Here is a 16,390-nt window from a genome sequence, read left to right as displayed (position 1 = left end):
CCACACGGGTGACAGGCCGGATCAATCCGGACGGCCTGGGCATGCAACAGACCCCAGACGTCGGGGCCGTCTCGCGTGGCCCCCCTTACCCGAAGGACGGACGGACCACATGAAGCGAATCGCCGCACGGGCACGCCGGGCTCTGCTGCGGACGGGCGCGAGCGTGACGGGCGCCCTGGCGCTCCTCACCGTCTTCACGCCCCCCTCTTCCGCGGGAGGCAGCAGGTGTTCGGGATACACCTGCCTCACGGTCGAAGGAAGCGGGCGTTACGTCGCCAAGGCACATGTCACCCCCTCACCGGGCAGTTCGTTCTTCGGTCACTTCCACCTCACCGGCGGCGGCTTGAACGGCGACAGCGCGCTGCAGCACTGGCACGAGGGCTCGCGGTACACGATGGGCCTGGGGCGCATGGTCGCCCCTCGCACGCGGATCTGCGCCGAGGCGTTCGAGCACATCAACGAGAAGGTCCAGCCCCGGGGACGGACCTGCGTGGAGATCCAGGGCTGACGCCGCCCGCGCGGACGGGGCGCTCGGGCCCGTGGCGGGCGCCGGTGTTCCGCTTCCCCGCCTTTCGTCCTTCGTATCCCGGCTCGTCGGCCCGGTGTCGGCCCCTATCCTCTTGAGCACGGAAGGTCAGGGCGGTCTCTCCCTCCCTCACGATCTTGCTGTTCCGAAGGAGGAGGTCCACCGGTGGGCGAACGTCCCGCGTCTTTCAACCCTCTGAGCGTCGGGAGCGGCGGGAGCGGCCCGCAGCCGGGAAGAGCCAAGGGGGTGGGAACCGTCCTGGTGACACACACCGGCACCTCCCGCTGGCGGCGCCGCACCGGGGAGTACGACTCCCTCACGTCCGCCCTCGAGGCGGCGGCCGACGGCGACGTGCTGTCGGTGGCGCCCGGCACCTACCGGGAGAACCTCGTCGTGGCCCGGGCCGTCACCCTGCGGGGCAGCGAGGGCGCGCGCGGCTCGGTGCGGATCGCCCCCTCCGAGGGCGTGGCCGTGACCGTACGGGCCTCGGCAACGCTGCGGGACCTGTGGATCGAGGGCCATGACGCCACCGAGCCGGCGCTCCTGGTCGAGGACGGTGCCGAGCCGGACCTGGCCGACCTGCGCGTGGTGACGCGCTCGGCCGCCGGCATCGAGGTGCGCGGCGGAGCACGGCCGACGGTGCGCCGCTGCACCGTCGAGAACCCCGGCGGCGTCGGCATCAGCGTGCTCGACCGGGCGGGCGGCGTCTTCGAGGAGTGCGAGGTGGTGGCGGCCGGGCAGTCGGGCGTCAGCGTGCGCGGCGGCGCCGAACCGCGCCTGGAGCGCTGCCGGGTGCACCACGCGCGGGGTGCGGGGCTGTCGCTGACCGGCGAGGGCAGTGCCCTGGAGGCGGTCGGCTGCGAGGTGTACGAGATCACGGGCACCGGGGTGCAGGTGGCGTCGCGGGCCACCGGGCACCTGACGGACTGCCGGGTGCACCGCACGTCCGCCGACGGCGTGACGCTGGACACCGACGCCGTGCTGACCCTGGCCGACTGCGACATCCACGACGTCCCGGAGAACGCGGTCGACCTGCGCTCGCGCTCGGTGCTGACGATGACGCGCTCGGCCGTGCGGCGGTTCGGGCGCAACGGCCTGTCGGTGTGGGATCCGGGCACGCGCGTGGAGGCGGCCGGGTGCGAGATCCACGACAGCACGGGCGACTATCCGGCGGTGTGGGTCAGCGACGGGGCGAGCGCCGACCTCGCCTCCTGCCGGGTGCACGACGTGCCGGACGCGCTGTTCGTCCTGGACCGGGGCTCGCGCGCGGACGTCTCGGACAGCGACGTGTCCCGGGTGCGCGGCACCGCCGTGTCGGTGAGCGGCGGCGCGGCCGCGCACCTGGAGGACTGCCGGATCCGGGAGGCCACCACCGGGGTGTGGTTCCGCGGCCACGGCAGCGGCGGCAGGCTCGCGGGCTGCACCGTCGACGCGACCTCGACCGGGGTCATCGTCACCAAGGGCGCGGACCCCGTCGTCGAGCGCTGCACGGTGACCTCGCCGTCGGAGGCGGGCTTCTACGTGTCGGCGGAGGGCCGGGGGACGTTCGACGGCTGCCGGGTGACGGGCAGCGCCGGCTACGGCTTCCACGTCATCGACGGGTGCCGCACCACCCTGACGGGGTGCCGCACGGAGCGGTGCGTGCGCGGCGGCTACGAATTCGCCGAGGAGGGGCCGGTCAGCCACGGCTGTACGAGCGACGAGGGCGCCGTGCAGGGGCCCTCGTCGGCCACGGGCGCACCGGTGGCCGCCGTGCAGACGGCGGTCCGCAGCGCGGCGGTCGCGGTGCCGGCGCAGCGGCAGCCCGGTCCCGCAGCGGCCGCCGCCGAGCCCGTGCGGGCCTCGGCGGCCGTGCTCGGTGAACTGGACGCGCTGGTGGGCCTGGAGAGCGTCAAACGCGAGGTGCGGGCCCTGACGGACATGATCGAGGTCGGCCGGCGCCGTATGCAGGCGGGGCTCAAGGCCGCCTCCGTGCGCCGGCATCTGGTCTTCACCGGCTCCCCGGGCACCGGCAAGACCACCGTCGCCCGCCTCTACGGCGAGATCCTCGCCTCCCTGGGCGTGCTGGAGCGCGGTCATCTGGTCGAGGTGTCGCGGGTGGACCTGGTGGGGGAGCACATCGGCTCGACCGCGCTGCGGACCCAGGAGGCGTTCGACCGGGCGCGCGGCGGGGTGCTCTTCATCGACGAGGCGTACGCGTTGTGCCCGGAGGACTCGGGGCGGGATTTCGGCCGTGAGGCCATCGACACGCTGGTGAAGCTGATGGAGGACCACCGGGACGAGGTCGTGGTCATCGTCGCCGGCTACACCGCCGAGATGCGGCGCTTCCTGACCGTCAATCCGGGCGTCGCCTCCCGGTTTTCGCGCACCATCACCTTCGGCGACTACGCGCCGGAGGAGCTGCTGCGCATCGTGCGGCAGCAGGCGGACGAGCACGAGTACCGCATCGGCGAGGGCGCGGCCGAGGCGTTGCTGCGCTATTTCACGGCCATCCCCAAGGGGCCGGCGTTCGGCAACGGCCGCACCGCCCGGCAGACGTTCGAGGCGATGGTGGAGCGGCACGCGGGCCGGGTGGCGCAGCTGCCGGCGCCGAGCACCGACGATCTGACCCTGTTGTACCCGCAGGATCTGCCGGAACTGCCGCCCGCTTGAGGGAAGGACCGCTGTCATATGTGCGTGGGAGGATGTGCGCACATGGTGAACGGTGGCCGACCGGAAGGGACGGGCCGGGTGAGCGACAACCAGAACCTCCTGGCGGAGCAGCGACGCGCCCTGATCCTCGACGAGGTCAGACGGCGCGGCGGGGTGCGGGTCAACGAACTGACGCGGCGTCTGAAGGTCTCGGACATGACGGTCCGCCGGGATCTGGACGCGCTGGCGCGTCAGGGGGTCGTGGAGAAGGTGCACGGCGGGGCGGTGCCGGTGGCCGACGCGACCACGCACGAGCCCGGCTTCGAGGCGAAGTCGGCGCTGGAGCTCAGCGCCAAGGAGGACATCGCGCGGGCGGCGGCGAGGATGGTCGCGCGGGGCAGCGCGATAGCGCTGGCGGGCGGGACGACGGCCTTCGCTCTGGCACATCAGCTGGTGGACATCCCCGATCTGACGGTCGTCACGAATTCGGTGCGGGTCGCGGAGGTGTTCCACAGCGCCCAGCGGTCGGTCGCGGCGTCCGGCCCGGCGGCCCGGCCTGGTGCGGCGACGGTCGTGCTGACGGGTGGGGTGCGCACGCCGTCCGACACCCTGGTGGGGCCGGTGGCGGACGCGGCGATCCGGTCGCTGCACTTCGATGTGCTGTTCCTCGGGGTGCACGGCATATCCGTGACGGCGGGCCTGTCGACGCCGAATCTCGCGGAGGCGGAGACGAACCGGCACTTCGTGCGCTCGGCACGGCGGGTCGTGGTGCTGGCGGACCACACCAAGTGGGGGACGGTGGGCTTGAGTTCGTTCGCCGCGCTGGAGGACGTCGACGCGCTGGTGACGGATGCCGGGCTGCCGGTCGCCGTCCGCGCGGAGATCGCCGAGCGGCTGCCGGAGCTGGTGGTGGCACACCCCTCGCCGGACGGGGCGGACGTGCGCCGCCCCATGGATTGAGAGGCCTGAGGGGCCTGAGGGGCCTGAGGGGCGCGGGGGTCAGCCGTGCCAGCGGCCGGTCGCGAGGAAGGTGCTGATGGTCATGGCGTAGGGCTGGATGTCCAGGCCCTGTTCGAAGAGCCAGGCGTCGGAGAAGTACTTGTCGAGGTAGCGCTCGCCCGGGTCGCAGATGAGGGTGACCACGCTGCCCGTACGCCCCTCGCCGACCATCTCCGCGACGATCTTCAGCGAGCTCCACAGCCCGGTGCCGGTGGAGCCGCCGGCCTTGCGGCCGATGGCGTGCTCGAGGGCGCGTACGGCCGCGACGCTGGCGGCGTCGGGGACCTTCATCATCCGGTCGATCGCGCCCGGCACGAAGCTGGGTTCCATGCGCGGCCGGCCGATGCCCTCGATGCGCGAGCCGCGGTCGCTGCGGGCGGCGGGGTCGTGGTCGCGCCAGCCGTCGAAGAAGCAGGAGTTCTCCGGGTCGGCGACGCAGACACGCGTGTCGTACTGCATGTAGCGGATGTAGCGGGCGATGGTCGCCGAGGTGCCGCCGGTGCCCGCGGTGGCCACGATCCAGGCCGGCTCGGGATAGCGCTCGAGCCGGAGCTGGCTGTAGATGGACTCGGCGATGTTGTTGTTGCCGCGCCAGTCGGTGGCCCGCTCCGCGTAGGTGAACTGGTCGATGTAGTGGCCGCCGGAGCGCCGGGCGAGCAAGGCCGCCTCCTCGTACATCGCCCGGGGGTCGTCCACGAAATGGCACCGGCCGCCGTGGAACTCGATCAGCCGGCACTTCTCCCGGCTCGTGGTGCGCGGCATGACGGCGATGAAGGGCACGCCGATCAGCTGGGCGAAGTAGGCCTCGGAGACGGCGGTGGAGCCGCTGGACGCCTCGATGACGGACGCCTCGGGCCGGATCCAGCCGTTGCACAGGCCGTAGAGGAACAGCGAGCGGGCCAGGCGGTGCTTGAGGCTGCCGGTGGGGTGGGTGGACTCGTCCTTGAAGTAGAGGTCGATTCCCCACTCCTGGGGGAGGGGGAAACGCAGCAGATGGGTGTCGGCGGAGCGGTTCGCGTCGGCCTGGACCTTGCGGACCGCCTCCTTGAGCCAGGCCCGGTACGCCGGGTCGCTGCGGTCCACGTCGAGGGTCGGGGCGGCGGGGCCGGACGCCCCGGGGTGCGCTGAGCCGTTCACGCGGCGCTCCTCACGATGCCGATGGCCGCCGGACCCACTCCGTACGGGCTCCCATGGATCACTCGGGCGTTTCGATCATAAAGGTGCACTGGTGTCCGAGCCTGCTCACGGGCAGACTGCGCAGGAGGGCAGCCCATTCGGCCGGAGAGGCGGTGCGCCGTGGCGGAACCGGAGTTCAATGCGACAGGGGTGCGGATCGAGCGTTCCCGCCGCTCCCTGACCCGGGCCGGACAGGTGAAGATCCAGGACGGCCGGCTGGAGCTGCTGACCAGCTACGGCCGCGAGATCGACAGCGCTCCGGTGGACTCGGTCCAGGCGAGCAAGCCGTGGTTCTCCGCCCGCGACCGGGCGCGGGCGACGGTGAACGGCAACCGCTACGTGCTCACCCTGGGCAGCCCCGGCGCCGTCTCCGAGAGCGGTGGAGCGGCCGCGGTCAACCGCTTCCTTGAGGTCGTGCGGTCGGCGCACGGAAGCACGGCGAAGCACTGAGGGGTGCAGGAGTTGCGAAGGTCGCCGCGAGAGTCGACGCTTTATTCGTACCGGCATCACTGAGGGTGGTCGGCGGTCACGCTCTGGGCCAGTGGTGACATCTGGGCCGGTTCCCGCCGACAGGACGGGCGGCCGGTCGCCGCCGGTGGAGGAAAAAGGCGCGTATCGCCACGCGTTCCGCGCGTATCGCCACGCGTATCTGAATCAGGCTAGCCCTACTTCTTCAGGGAGTCGCAGCCGTGATCAGCCGAGTGAACAAGCACTGCACCGTGGAGCTCCAGGCTCTGCCGCCGCGGATCGGCCAGGTCCGCAGAATCGTATCTGCGCAGCTGCGCTACTGGCATCTCGATCCGCTCATCGACCGTGCCGCGCTCGGCGTCACCGAGCTTCTGACCAATGTTCACCAGCACGCGGAGCCGGACAAACGGTGCACGGTCGAGATCGACCTCATGCTGGACCGGCTCACGGTCTCGGTGCGCGACCACGACCCCCGGCTGCCGACGCTCGGTGACGCCGGATGCGACAGCACCCACGGCCGCGGGCTCGCCCTGGTCGCCGCGCTCAGCTCGAGCTGGGGCGTCAAGGAGAGCCACGACGGCGGAAAGGTCGTCTGGTTCACGCTTCCTGTCCCGCAGACCACTCCCGCCACCGCCCCCAAGGTCGCGCGGAACACCGAGGGCGCCGTCGCCTTCGACCGGTCGGCGCTCGTCCTGGCGACCCTCGACGAACCTGCCTTCGCGGGCGCCCCCGTCAGGCTGCGGCCGACGGCGCTGCGCGCACACTCCCCCGCCCGGTCCGCCGTCCACGGCTGACCCGGCGGCGGGCAGGGACGACGGCCGGGCCCGGCAGGGCCCGGCCGCCCAGGTGTCCGGCCACGGCGCTCCCGGCCGGACGGGTCCGGAGCGCTGACGCGTACCGGCTCAGCCGAGGGCCCCCAGCGGATCGTCCAGGACCGGCTGCCAGGCGGCCTCCGCGGCACCGATGAGGCTGTTGAAGTCGAGGGTGCCGGACAGGATGGGCACGCTGCCGCTGCGCCCCCACAGACTGCGGTCGGCGACGACCGCGCGCAGCCGCTCGGGGTCGGCCTCGAGCAGCTCGCGGTGCAGCCCTCCCAGGACGATGCGGTCCGGGTTGAGGATGTTGACCAGCCCCGCGAGGCCCAGGCCCAGCCGGTCGACGACGGTCTCGGCGGCGCTCCGGACGGCTGGATCCGTGTACTCCAAACGGAGCAGGTCCCGGGATTGCTGGAGCAGCGACACGGCCGGCCCCGGTTCGCGGCCGGCGGCGGTGAGGAAGGCCAGCGGGTCGGTCTCGACGTCGAGGCAGCCGCGGCTGCCGCAGTGACAGGGCAGGCCCGCCGGGTTGACGGTGAGGTGGCCGACCTCCAGGGCGAGGCCGGAACTGCCGGTGTGCAGGCGGCCGTCGACGACGAGCGCGCCGCCGACGCCGCGGTGGCCGGTGGCCACGCACAGCAGGTGCCGGGCGCCACGGCCGGCGCCGTGCCGGTGCTCGGCGAGGGCGGCGAGGTTGACGTCGTTGCCGGCGACGCCCGGCACCGGGGTGCCGCCGGGGCCGTGCACCCCAAACGTGGCGAGGGCCTCGGTGAACAGCTCGCGCACGGGAGCGCCCGCGGGCCAGGACAGGTGCAGCGGATTGAGCGCCGTACCGTCCGGTTCGGCGACGGCCGAGGGCACCGCGAGCCCCGCGCCCAGGCAGCGCCGCCCGGTCTCCCGCAGCAGCCCGGCACCGGCCTCGACCACGGCGTCGATGATGTGCGCGGGGTCCGCGGGCACCGTCATACAGCCGGGCGCGGTCGCGACCATCCGGCCGCCGAGGCCGACGAGGGCGGCGCGGAAGCCGTCGGCGTGGATCTGCGCGGCGAGGACGACGGGGCCGTTCGGTGCGATGGAGAGCCGGTGCGAGGGGCGTCCCTGGGAGCCGGCGGCGGCCGCGGGGCGGGGGTCGACCTGGATCAGTCCCAGCGCCTCCAGCTCGGCGGCCACGGCACCGGCGGTCGCGCGGGTCACCCCGAGCTCGGCGGTGAGCACGGCGCGCGTGGGGGCGCGGCCGGTGTGTACGAGCGCCAGTGCGGGGCCGAGGGCGCCGCGGCCCCGCTCCAAACGTGTTGTCCGAGTCTGGGTCACGCCCCTATTCTGACTTTGTGCCGACGCTAAACAAAATACGGACGGCCATTCTGCGGGGACAACGTCCGGTTTCGGACACCACCGCCCTGCGCCGCCTCCGTACCGCCCTGACCCTCTTCTTCGCCCTCGACGGCTTCCTCTTCGCCGGGTGGGTGGTCCGCATCCCCGCGATCAAGGAGCAGACCGGAGCCTCCGCGGGCGACCTCGGTATGGCCCTGCTCGGCGTGTCGGCCGGCGCGGTCGCCACCATGATGGTGACAGGCCGCCTGTGCCAACGCTTCGGCAGCCATCCCGTCACGGTCGCCGCCGCCCTGGTGATGTCCCTGGGCATCGCGCTGCCCCCGCTGACCCACTCCGCGCTCACGCTCGGACTCGTCCTGCTCGTCTTCGGCGCCGCCTACGGCGGCATCAACGTCGCCATGAACAGCGCCGCCGTCGACCTCGTCGCGGCGCTGCGCAGGCCGGTGATGCCCGGCTTCCACGCCGCGTTCAGCGTCGGCGGGATGCTCGGCGCCGGCCTCGGCGGCCTGGTCGCCGGTCACCTCTCGGCCACGCGCCACCTGCTGCTCCTGACCGCGATCGGCCTCGTCGTCGCCGCGGTGGCGGGCCGCGCCCTCCTCGCCCACCCCGCACCCCGGCCGCCGCGCGCCGGGGCCGCGCCGGACCCGGTCGGCCGGCGCCGCGCCACCGGCCGGGAGCGCCGGCTGATCACCGTCTTCGGCGTGATCGCCCTGTGCACGGCCTACGGCGAGGGGGCCCTCGCCGACTGGGGCGCGCTCCACCTCGAACAGGACCTCTCCGCCCGCCCGGGCCTGGCGGCCGTCGGCTACTCCGCCTTCGCGCTCGCGATGACCGTCGGCCGGCTGTCCGGCACCGCGCTCCTCGAACGCCTGGGCCAGACGAGAGTGCTGGTCGCGGGCGGGGCGACGGCTGCCCTGGGCATGCTGATCGGTTCGCTGGCGCCGACGGTGTGGGTGGCGTTCGCCGGCTTCGCCGTCACCGGACTGGGGCTGGCCAACATCTTCCCGGTCGCCATCGGCCGGGCCGGCGAACTGGCGGGCCCCGCCGGGGTCGCCGCCGCGTCCACGTTCGGCTACGGCGGCATGCTCCTGGGCCCGCCGGCCATCGGCTTCCTCGCGGACTGGTTCTCCCTGCCCGTGGCGCTGACCACGGTGGCCGCCCTGTCGGCCATGGCGGCACTGATCGCGTACGCGACGCGGCGGGCGGGGGTGCGGGCCGGGTAGGGCTCCGGCGTTGTCAGTGGTCGCTGCCACCATGGACACATCGGCTACGGCGGACCTTCAGGCGGAAGGGGTGGGGCGGGCATGGGTGCGGAGAGCGGGCTGTGGCAGTGCGCCGGGCTGAGGTGGAGCGCCCAGGGGCCTGCGCTGGTATGGCGGCATCCGGTACAGGAAGAACGACTGTCGGCGTTGCCACCGGGGCGGACGCTGGCGTTCACCACGGGTGAGCGGCGGCGCTGCGTCGGGGTCCGCAGAAGCGGCCGGCACACCCCCTGCCCGGTGGGGGCGGAGGTGCCGGGCGGCGCCGTGTCGGCGCAGTGCGGGCAGTGCGCCCGGCTGGACCGGTCGCACTCGGTGGCGGCCGACACCATCGCCGACGACCCGCGCCCGTACGACGTGTACCTCGCGTGGTTCGCCCCCGGCCTGGCCAAGGTCGGCATCACGGCCGCCGAGCGGGAGGGCGTACGGCTGCTGGAACAGGCCGCGCTGTCCTACGCCCTGCTCGGGCGCGGTCCCCTGATGGCGGCGCGCCGGGCGGAGGCGGTGCTGGGCGCGGCGCTCGCGGTGCCGGACCGCTTCCCGTACGCGGCCAAGCGAGCCGCCCGCGTCCCCCTGCCCCCGCGGGAGCGCAGGGCGGCGGAGCTGGCCGCACTGCACGAGCGGGCGCGGGGGCTCACGGGCCTGCCGGAGTCACTGACGATCCGGACCTACCTGCCGGTGCACCACGACGAGGCGTTCCATCTGGAGGGGATACGGCCGGGACACGCCCTGGTGGAACTGGCCGCCGGGCGCACGGTGGCGGGCCGGGTGACGGCCGTGGCCGGACCGGATGTCTATCTGGACGCGGCGGACGGACGACCGTTGCTGGTGGACGCACGCCAACTGGCGGGATGGCCGCTCGCGGCCGCCGCCCCGGACGCGCCGACGACGGCACGGACGACCGCGATACGGATACCCGACCAGGCTCCCGCCACAGAGCCCCTCTTCTGACAACCGCCCCGCCCCGTCACCGACGGCGCGGACGCACCACCTCAGGCCCGGTCCATCGCCGAAAGGGTGCGGCGCGCCAGCGGATGCGTACGGACGATCTCGGCGAGCGTCGTCGAGCCGCGCGTGATCCGGGCGAAGGCCCGCCAGGCCGGCCGGAAGCCGGTGACCGCGGCGTGTATCAGGCCGGGGCGGCGCTCGAAGAGGGTGAGCATGCGGCGCCCGACGCCCATCTCCACGCCGAGGCCGGCCTTGATGGCGAACGCGTAGTTGAGGGCCTGGCGGCGCGCGTCGACCGCGTCCTGCGCCTCGGCGATGCGCACGGCCCACTCCCCCGCCAGGCGCCCCGAGCGCAGGGCGAAGGAGATGCCCTCGCGGGTCCAGGGCTCCAGCAGCCCCGCCGCGTCGCCGCACACGATGACGCGGCCGCGGGAGAGCGGGGAGTCGTCGGAGCGGCAACGGGTCAGGTGACCGGAGGAGATGCTCGGCTCGAAGCCCGCCAGCCCCAGGCGGGCGATGAAGTCCTCCAGATAGCGCTTCGTGGCGGAGCCCTCGCCGCGCGCCGAGATCACCCCGACGGTCAGGGTGTCGCCCTTGGGGAAGACCCAGCCGTAACTGCCGGGAATGGGCCCCCAGTCGAGGTGGACCCGCCCGGCCCAGTCCTCGGCGACGGTGGGGGGCACCGGGATCTCGGCCTCCAGGCCGAGGTCGACCTGCTCGAGCTTCACTCCGACGTGTGCCCCGATGCGCCCGGCGCTGCCGTCCGCGCCGACGACGGCGCGGGCGTGGACCGTGCTGCCGTCGCCCAGGACGACGGCCACGGTGCGCCGGTCGGGCACGGACGGGCCGTGCTGCTCGACGCGGGAGACGGTCACCCCCGTGCGCACCTCGGCGCCGGCGGCCCTGGCGACCTCGACGAGGCCGGCGTCGAACTCGGGCCGGTTGATGAGCCCGAAGAGCATCCGCTTGGAGCGGCGGGTGCGCGTGAGCTTCCCGTTGAGGGAGAAGGTCACGGCGTGCACCCGGTCACGCAGGGGCAGTTCGAAGCCGGGCGGCAGCGCGTCGCGCGAGGGGCCGATGATGCCGCCTCCGCAGGTCTTGTAGCGCGGCAGTTCGGCCTTCTCCAGGAGCAGCACCCGGCGGCCCGAGGAGGCCGCCGCGTGGGCGGCCGAGGCGCCGGCCGGCCCCGCGCCCACCACCACGACGTCCCAGACCCGCTCGCTCTCCCCGGCTGCGTCCCGGCCCGCTTCCCGGGCTGCGTTGTCGCTGCTCACCTGTGCTTCCACTCCCCGCTCGATCACCGGCTACCGCTACCGCCCGCATCCTAAGGCCCGCCGTCCGTGGCGATGCCCGTGGGAACCGCGTACGGACCACCGGGTGGGGCCGGGGGCGGGACATGGCAGGATCGGTGACGCAATCGCCCGTACGTACGGACATAACGCCGCGCCCACAAGGAGCGTTCCATGGACACGTCCTCGATCCGCCAGCCGGACCCGGCCGCGCTCGCGACGACCGTCGCCTCGCTGCAGTCCCGCGCCAGGACCGAACTGGCCGAGCTGGTCGCCTTCGCGTCGGTCGCGGACGAGGCGCAGTTCCCCAGGAGCGAGTGCGAGGCCGCCGCGAACTGGGTGGCGGACGCGCTGCGCGCGGAGGGCTTCGAGGACGTCGCCCTCCTCGACACCCCCGACGGCACGCAGTCGGTCTACGGCTACCTGCCGGGCCCGGCCGGGGCCCCGACAGTGCTGCTGTACGCGCACTACGACGTGCAGCCGCCGCTGGACGAGTCCGCCTGGATCTCCCCGCCGTTCGAGCTGACCGAGCGCGACGGCCGCTGGTACGGGCGGGGTGCCGCCGACTGCAAGGGCGGGCTGATCATGCACCTGACCGCCCTGCGGGCGCTCAAGGAGCACGGCGGCGTGCCGGTCAACGTCAAGGTCATCGTCGAGGGCTCCGAGGAGCAGGGCACGGGCGGCCTGGAGCGCTACGCCGAGGCGCACCCGGAGCTGCTGACGGCCGACGCGATCGTCATCGGTGACGCCGGCAACTTCCGTCTGGGGCTGCCGACGGTGACGGCGACGCTGCGCGGCATGACCCTGGTCCGGGTGCGGGTGGACACGCTGGAGGGCAATCTGCACTCGGGCATGTTCGGCGGTGCCGCGCCGGACGCGCTGGCCGCGCTGATCCGCGCGCTCGACTCGCTGCGCGCCGAGGACGGCTCGACCACCGTGGACGGCCTGGAGGCGGACGGCGTCTGGGAGGGACTGCAGTACCCCGAGGAGGACTTCCGCAAGGACGCGAAGGTCCTCGACGGCGTCGGCCTCGTCGGTTCCGGCACGGTGGCCGACCGCCTGTGGGCCCGTCCGGCCGTCACCGTGCTCGGCATCGACTGCCCGCCGGTGATCGGCGCCACGCCGTCCGTGCACGCGAGCGCGCGGGCGCTGATCAGCCTGCGGGTCCCGCCGGGCATGGACGCCGCCGAGGCGACGAAGCTGCTGAACGCGCACCTGGAGAAGGGCACCCCGTGGAACGCCCGCGTCGCGGTCGAGCAGGTCGGCCAGGGCCAGCCGTTCCGCGCGGACACCAGCAGCCCGGCGTACGCGTCGATGGCGGCGGCGATGCGGATCGCCTACCCGGGTGAGGAGATGCAGACGGCCGGCATGGGCGGCTCGATTCCGCTGTGCAACACCCTGGCCGCGCTCTACCCGGACACCGAGATCCTGCTGATCGGCCTGAGCGAGCCGGAGGCCCAGATCCACGCGGTGAACGAGAGCGTCTCGCCCGAGGAGCTGGAGCGGCTGTCCCTGGCCGAGGCCCTCTTCCTCACCCGCTACGCGGAGAGCAAGCGCTAGTTGCGCGGGGCAGGGGGTTCGCGTGGGTCACCCACGGGAACCCCCGCCTCGAGGTTGAGCGGCCGCCCCAGTTCGCGGGCGCGCAGCGCCCACCGCAGCCTGCTCAGCCGCACCGGCGGCAGCATCGTGGCCGCCTCGTCCTCGGTCACGAACCGCCAGCCGCGCAGCTCCGAGCCGGGCAGCAGCAGCCGGTGGGCGTCGGCCGAGGTCAGCCGCCCGCCGTCGAAGAGGAAGCGCAGCCCGCCGAAACCGGGGGGTTTGGGCGGCTCCCAGTCGACGACCAGCAGCCGTGGCACGGCGGTGAGTTCGATGCCGATCTCCTCGGCGACCTCGCGCATCCCCGCGCGGGCGGGGGCCTCGCCGGGCTCGACGACGCCACCGGGGAACTCCCAGCCGGGCTTGTAGGTGGGGTCGACGAGGAGCACCCGGTCGTGCTCGTCGAAGAGCAGGACGCCCGAGGCGAGCGTCTGGGCCGTCGGCTCGGGGGTCTGGACGATCGGGCAGAACCCGGCGGTGCCGTTGCGTACGGCCTCGGCGACGCGCTCGGCCGTCTCACGTGGCGTCAGGTGGCTGTTGTCGACGGCGAGGGCGTCGTCGCGCAGCCAGGACAGCGCCTCCAGATAGGGCGCGAGGTGGTCGCGGGCCCACTGCCGGATGGACTCGCTGCGCGCGGGGTCGTCCGCGTAGTCCACCCGGCCTTCGATGCGCCTCCGCAGGATCGTTTCGTCGGGGGTGAGCACGACGTGCCGCACCGGGATCCGGCGGGCCGCCAGCGCGCCGAAGATCTCGTCCCGGTACTCCTGGCGCAGCAGGGTCATCGGCACGATGAGCACCCCGCCCAGCTCCGCGAGCAGCGCCGCCGCCGTGTCCACGACCATCCGCCGCCAGATGGGCAGGTCCTGGTAGTCGCCGACCTCGTTCATTCTCTTCGCCGGCAGCAGGTACCGCAGTCCCCCGCCGGTCACCTCGGGGTCGTAGAGGTGGCTGCCCGGGATGAGTTCGGCCAGTTCCTTCGCCGTACTGGTCTTGCCTCCACTGAACGCACCGTTCAGCCAGACGATCACGGTTCCCCCTTCTCCGTAGCCCCGGTGACGTGCCCCGGACACAGTGCCCGCAACACCTTGCCACGGAAACGTGTGCGAGCGGGATGGGGCCCGGGCCGCAGGAGGGGGAAAGCTCAGCCGGGGAGCCGCCCCCACAGCCCCCGTTCCTGCGCCGCGGCGGCGGCCGCCCCGACCAGGCCCGCGTCGGGGCCGAGCAGGGCGGGCACGACCCGTACGCCCGAGGCGAAGGACAACGTGGCGTAATCGCGCAGGCGTTCCCGCAGCGGGGCGAAGAGGACCTCGCCGGCGCCCGCGACCCCGCCGCCTATGACGGCCACCTCGATCTCGACGAGCGTCGCGGTCGCCGCGATGCCCGCCGCCAGGGCCTGTGCCGCGCGCGCGAAGGAGGCGAGCGCCGGCGCGTCACCCGCGCGCGCGGCCGCGGCGACGGCCGCCGCGCTCGTGTCGCCGTCCGGGCCCGGGCGCCAGCCCGCTTCCCGCGCCCGGCGGGCGATGTTGGGACCGCTGGCGATGCGCTCCACACAGCCGCGGGAACCGCATGGGCACGGGTCGCCGTCCAGATCGACGCTGATGTGCCCGATGTGGCCGGCGTTGCCGGTGGGTCCGGTGTGCAGGCGGCCGTCGAGGACGAGCCCGCCGCCGACGCCGGTGGAGACCACCATGCACAGGGCGTTGGACCGGCCCCGGGCCGCGCCCTGCCAGTGCTCGGCGGCGGTCATCGCCACTCCGTCGCCGACCAGCACCACCGGCAGCCCGCCCGTCCGCGCCGTCACCTCGGCGACCAGCGGAAAACCGCGCCAGCCGGGGACGTTGACGGGGCTGACCGTTCCGGCGGCGGCGTCGACGGGCCCCGCGCTGCCGATGCCCACGGCCCGCACCCGGGGCCAGTCGGCGGACGCGGCCAGTTCGCCGAGGACGGCCGCCACGGCGGCCATGACCGTGGTGGCGTCCTCCCGCGCCGGGGTGGAGCGCCGTGCGCGGACGAGCAGCCGGCCCCCGCCGTCGACGAGCGCCCCGGCGATCTTGGTGCCGCCGATGTCGAGAGCGGCGACGAGGTCGCCGGGGACGGTGTGCACAGTGACGGTCTCTCCTGGTCCGGGTGGGGCCGAAGGGGATAACAAAATGCCTGACGAGGGGGGTGTCAGGGCGTCAGTCTCCCCGGGTCTGACAACGTTGTCCAGGCTCTATGCTCGACCTCACCTCCGTGCATCAGAGGCCCCTCCGCGCAAAGGACGAGCGCCCGTGACCGACACCCGCCGCACCGCCGTCGCCGCCCCCGGCCCCCGGCCCCGCTACGGCGGCCGCCCGACCATGAAGGACGTCGCGGCCCGTGCCGGAGTGGGCCTGAAGACCGTCTCGCGCGTGGTGAACGGCGAATCCGGCGTCACCGAGGACACCGAGCGGCGCGTACGAGAGGCGATCACGGCCCTCGGCTTCCGCCGCAACGACAGCGCCCGCATCCTGCGCAAGGGCCGCACCGCCTCGATCGGACTGGTCCTCGAAGACCTCGCCGACCCGTTCTACGCCCCGCTCAACCGGGCCGTCGAAGAGGTCGCCCGCGCCCACGGGGCGCTCCTGATCAACGGCTCCAGCGCCGAGGACCCCGAGCGGGAGCGGGAGCTGGCGCTGGCCTTCTGCGCCCGCCGCGTCGACGGACTCCTCGTCATCCCGGCGGGCCACGACCACCGTTATCTGGAGCCCGAGATAGCCGCGGGCATCGCCACCGTGTTCGTCGACCGCCCGGCCGGCCTGCTGGAGGCCGACGCGGTGCTCTCGGACAGCTTCGGCGGTGCCCGCGAAGGCGTGGCCCACCTGATCGCGCACGGCCACCGCCGCATCGGCTTCATCGGCGACAGGCCCCGCATCCACACCGCCGCCGAACGGTTGCGCGGCTACCACGCCGCGATGTCCGCCGCGGGCCTGCCCGTGGACGACGCGTGGATGTCGCTGGGCCCCACCGACCCCGGGCGCGTACGGGCCGAGGCGGAGCGCATGCTGACGGGGCCGCACCCGGTGACCGCCCTGTTCGCGGGCAACAACCGCGTGACCGCCACCGCCGTCCGCGTCATAGCCGGCCTGCCCCGCGCGGTCGCCCTCGTCGGCTTCGACGACCTCGAGCTCGCCGATCTCCTCTCCCCCGGCATCACCGTGATCGCCCAGGACGCGGCACGGCTCGGCCGCACGGCGGCGGAACTGCTCTTCCAGCGGCTGAACGGGGCGCAGGACGCCCCCCGCCGCGTGGAACTGACGACGCGCCTCATCGCCCGGGGCTCGGGCGAACTCCCGCCCGTGGAGCCGTAGCGGCCTCTCCCCCGGCATCAGA

The 16,390-nt window shown here is 73.9% G+C and carries 14 protein-coding genes; 9 read left to right on the top strand and 5 right to left on the bottom strand.

Annotated features, from left to right (window positions below; all coding sequences use genetic code 11):
- Nucleotides 1–109 precede the first annotated feature (109 nt).
- The 3 genes from ABZ956_RS07455 (at nt 110) to ABZ956_RS07445 (ending at nt 4,117) form a co-directional block, all read left to right on the top strand.
- Nucleotides 110–508: a hypothetical protein gene (locus ABZ956_RS07455; protein ID WP_361888353.1), complete on the top strand. Its 399-nt coding sequence runs from the start codon at nt 110–112 to the stop codon at nt 506–508.
- Between the two features lie 264 nt (nt 509–772).
- Nucleotides 773–3,178 (top strand): right-handed parallel beta-helix repeat-containing protein, encoded by a 2,406-nt coding sequence (locus ABZ956_RS07450; RefSeq protein WP_361888351.1) that lies wholly within the window; start codon nt 773–775, stop codon nt 3,176–3,178.
- A gap of 78 nt (nt 3,179–3,256) precedes the next feature.
- Entirely contained in the window at nt 3,257–4,117 is an 861-nt protein-coding gene (locus ABZ956_RS07445) for a DeoR/GlpR family DNA-binding transcription regulator (RefSeq protein WP_361888348.1), read from the top strand.
- A 39-nt stretch (nt 4,118–4,156) separates the two neighbouring features.
- On the opposite strand, the gene ABZ956_RS07440 is transcribed toward ABZ956_RS07445, so the two are convergent.
- Nucleotides 4,157–5,293 carry a PLP-dependent cysteine synthase family protein gene (locus ABZ956_RS07440; protein WP_361888345.1) on the bottom strand — a complete coding sequence of 379 codons (1,137 nt, stop codon included), beginning with the start codon at nt 5,291–5,293 and terminating at the stop codon, nt 4,157–4,159.
- Nucleotides 5,294–5,452: 159 nt separating this feature from the next.
- Between ABZ956_RS07440 and ABZ956_RS07435 the strand changes: the two genes are divergently transcribed.
- Both ABZ956_RS07435 and ABZ956_RS07430 read left to right on the top strand, forming a co-directional pair.
- A complete protein-coding gene (locus tag ABZ956_RS07435; RefSeq protein ID WP_361888342.1) occupies nt 5,453–5,782 on the top strand; it encodes a hypothetical protein in 330 nt (109 codons plus the stop codon).
- 239 nt (nt 5,783–6,021) lie between these two features.
- A complete protein-coding gene (locus ABZ956_RS07430; RefSeq protein WP_361888340.1) occupies nt 6,022–6,594 on the top strand; it encodes an ATP-binding protein in 573 nt (190 codons plus the stop codon).
- Nucleotides 6,595–6,702: 108 nt separating this feature from the next.
- On the opposite strand, the gene ABZ956_RS07425 is transcribed toward ABZ956_RS07430, so the two are convergent.
- A complete protein-coding gene (locus tag ABZ956_RS07425; protein WP_361888337.1) occupies nt 6,703–7,926 on the bottom strand; it encodes an ROK family protein in 1,224 nt (407 codons plus the stop codon).
- Nucleotides 7,927–7,943: 17 nt separating this feature from the next.
- Between ABZ956_RS07425 and ABZ956_RS07420 the strand changes: the two genes are divergently transcribed.
- Together ABZ956_RS07420 and ABZ956_RS07415 are read left to right on the top strand one after the other, a co-directional pair.
- Nucleotides 7,944–9,170, top strand: a complete 1,227-nt coding sequence (locus ABZ956_RS07420; RefSeq protein WP_361888334.1) for an MFS transporter — start codon at nt 7,944–7,946, stop codon at nt 9,168–9,170.
- Between the two features lie 81 nt (nt 9,171–9,251).
- Nucleotides 9,252–10,157, top strand: a complete 906-nt coding sequence (locus ABZ956_RS07415) for a DUF2797 domain-containing protein (RefSeq protein WP_361888331.1) — start codon at nt 9,252–9,254, stop codon at nt 10,155–10,157.
- Between the two features lie 41 nt (nt 10,158–10,198).
- Here ABZ956_RS07415 and ABZ956_RS07410 read toward each other — a convergent pair whose 3' ends face one another.
- Nucleotides 10,199–11,428: a geranylgeranyl reductase family protein gene (locus ABZ956_RS07410; protein WP_361888328.1), complete on the bottom strand. Its 1,230-nt coding sequence runs from the start codon at nt 11,426–11,428 to the stop codon at nt 10,199–10,201.
- 189 nt (nt 11,429–11,617) lie between these two features.
- Here ABZ956_RS07410 and ABZ956_RS07405 point away from each other — a divergent pair, with 189 nt between their 5' ends.
- Complete coding sequence (locus tag ABZ956_RS07405; protein WP_361888325.1) at nt 11,618–13,003, top strand: dipeptidase; 1,386 nt, start codon at nt 11,618–11,620, stop codon at nt 13,001–13,003.
- Here ABZ956_RS07405 and ABZ956_RS07400 read toward each other — a convergent pair.
- Both ABZ956_RS07400 and ABZ956_RS07395 read right to left on the bottom strand, forming a co-directional pair.
- Nucleotides 13,000–14,067, bottom strand: coding sequence for an NUDIX domain-containing protein (locus tag ABZ956_RS07400; protein WP_361888322.1), 1,068 nt, complete (start codon nt 14,065–14,067; stop codon nt 13,000–13,002). The two genes, ABZ956_RS07405 and ABZ956_RS07400, sit on opposite strands and share 4 nt — an antisense overlap.
- 113 nt (nt 14,068–14,180) lie before the next feature.
- Nucleotides 14,181–15,143 carry an ROK family protein gene (locus ABZ956_RS07395; protein WP_361888320.1) on the bottom strand — a complete coding sequence of 321 codons (963 nt, stop codon included), beginning with the start codon at nt 15,141–15,143 and terminating at the stop codon, nt 14,181–14,183.
- 235 nt (nt 15,144–15,378) lie between these two features.
- Between ABZ956_RS07395 and ABZ956_RS07390 the strand changes: the two genes are divergently transcribed.
- The gene (locus ABZ956_RS07390; RefSeq protein ID WP_361889385.1) at nt 15,379–16,368 is read left to right on the top strand and encodes a LacI family DNA-binding transcriptional regulator; all 990 of its coding nucleotides are present in this window, start codon (nt 15,379–15,381) and stop codon (nt 16,366–16,368) included.
- Nucleotides 16,369–16,390 lie beyond the last annotated feature (22 nt).

This window comes from Streptomyces sp. NPDC046261, assembly GCF_040646235.1.
Classification (GTDB): Bacteria; Actinomycetota; Actinomycetes; order Streptomycetales; family Streptomycetaceae; genus Streptomyces.
Note: the sequence above shows the minus strand (reverse complement) of the source record. Positions and strands in the feature narration are given on the sequence as shown.

Bases quoted from the DNA above. Each gene is read 5' to 3' on its own strand.
- ABZ956_RS07415 (WP_361888331.1), top strand. From the start codon at position 9,252: ATGGGTGCGGAGAGCGGGCTGTGGCAGTGCGCCGGGCTGAGGTGGAGC.
- ABZ956_RS07405 (WP_361888325.1), top strand. From the start codon at position 11,618: ATGGACACGTCCTCGATCCGCCAGCCGGACCCGGCCGCGCTCGCGACG.
- ABZ956_RS07390 (WP_361889385.1), top strand. From the start codon at position 15,379: ATGAAGGACGTCGCGGCCCGTGCCGGAGTGGGCCTGAAGACCGTCTCG.
- ABZ956_RS07455 (WP_361888353.1), top strand. From the start codon at position 110: ATGAAGCGAATCGCCGCACGGGCACGCCGGGCTCTGCTGCGGACGGGC.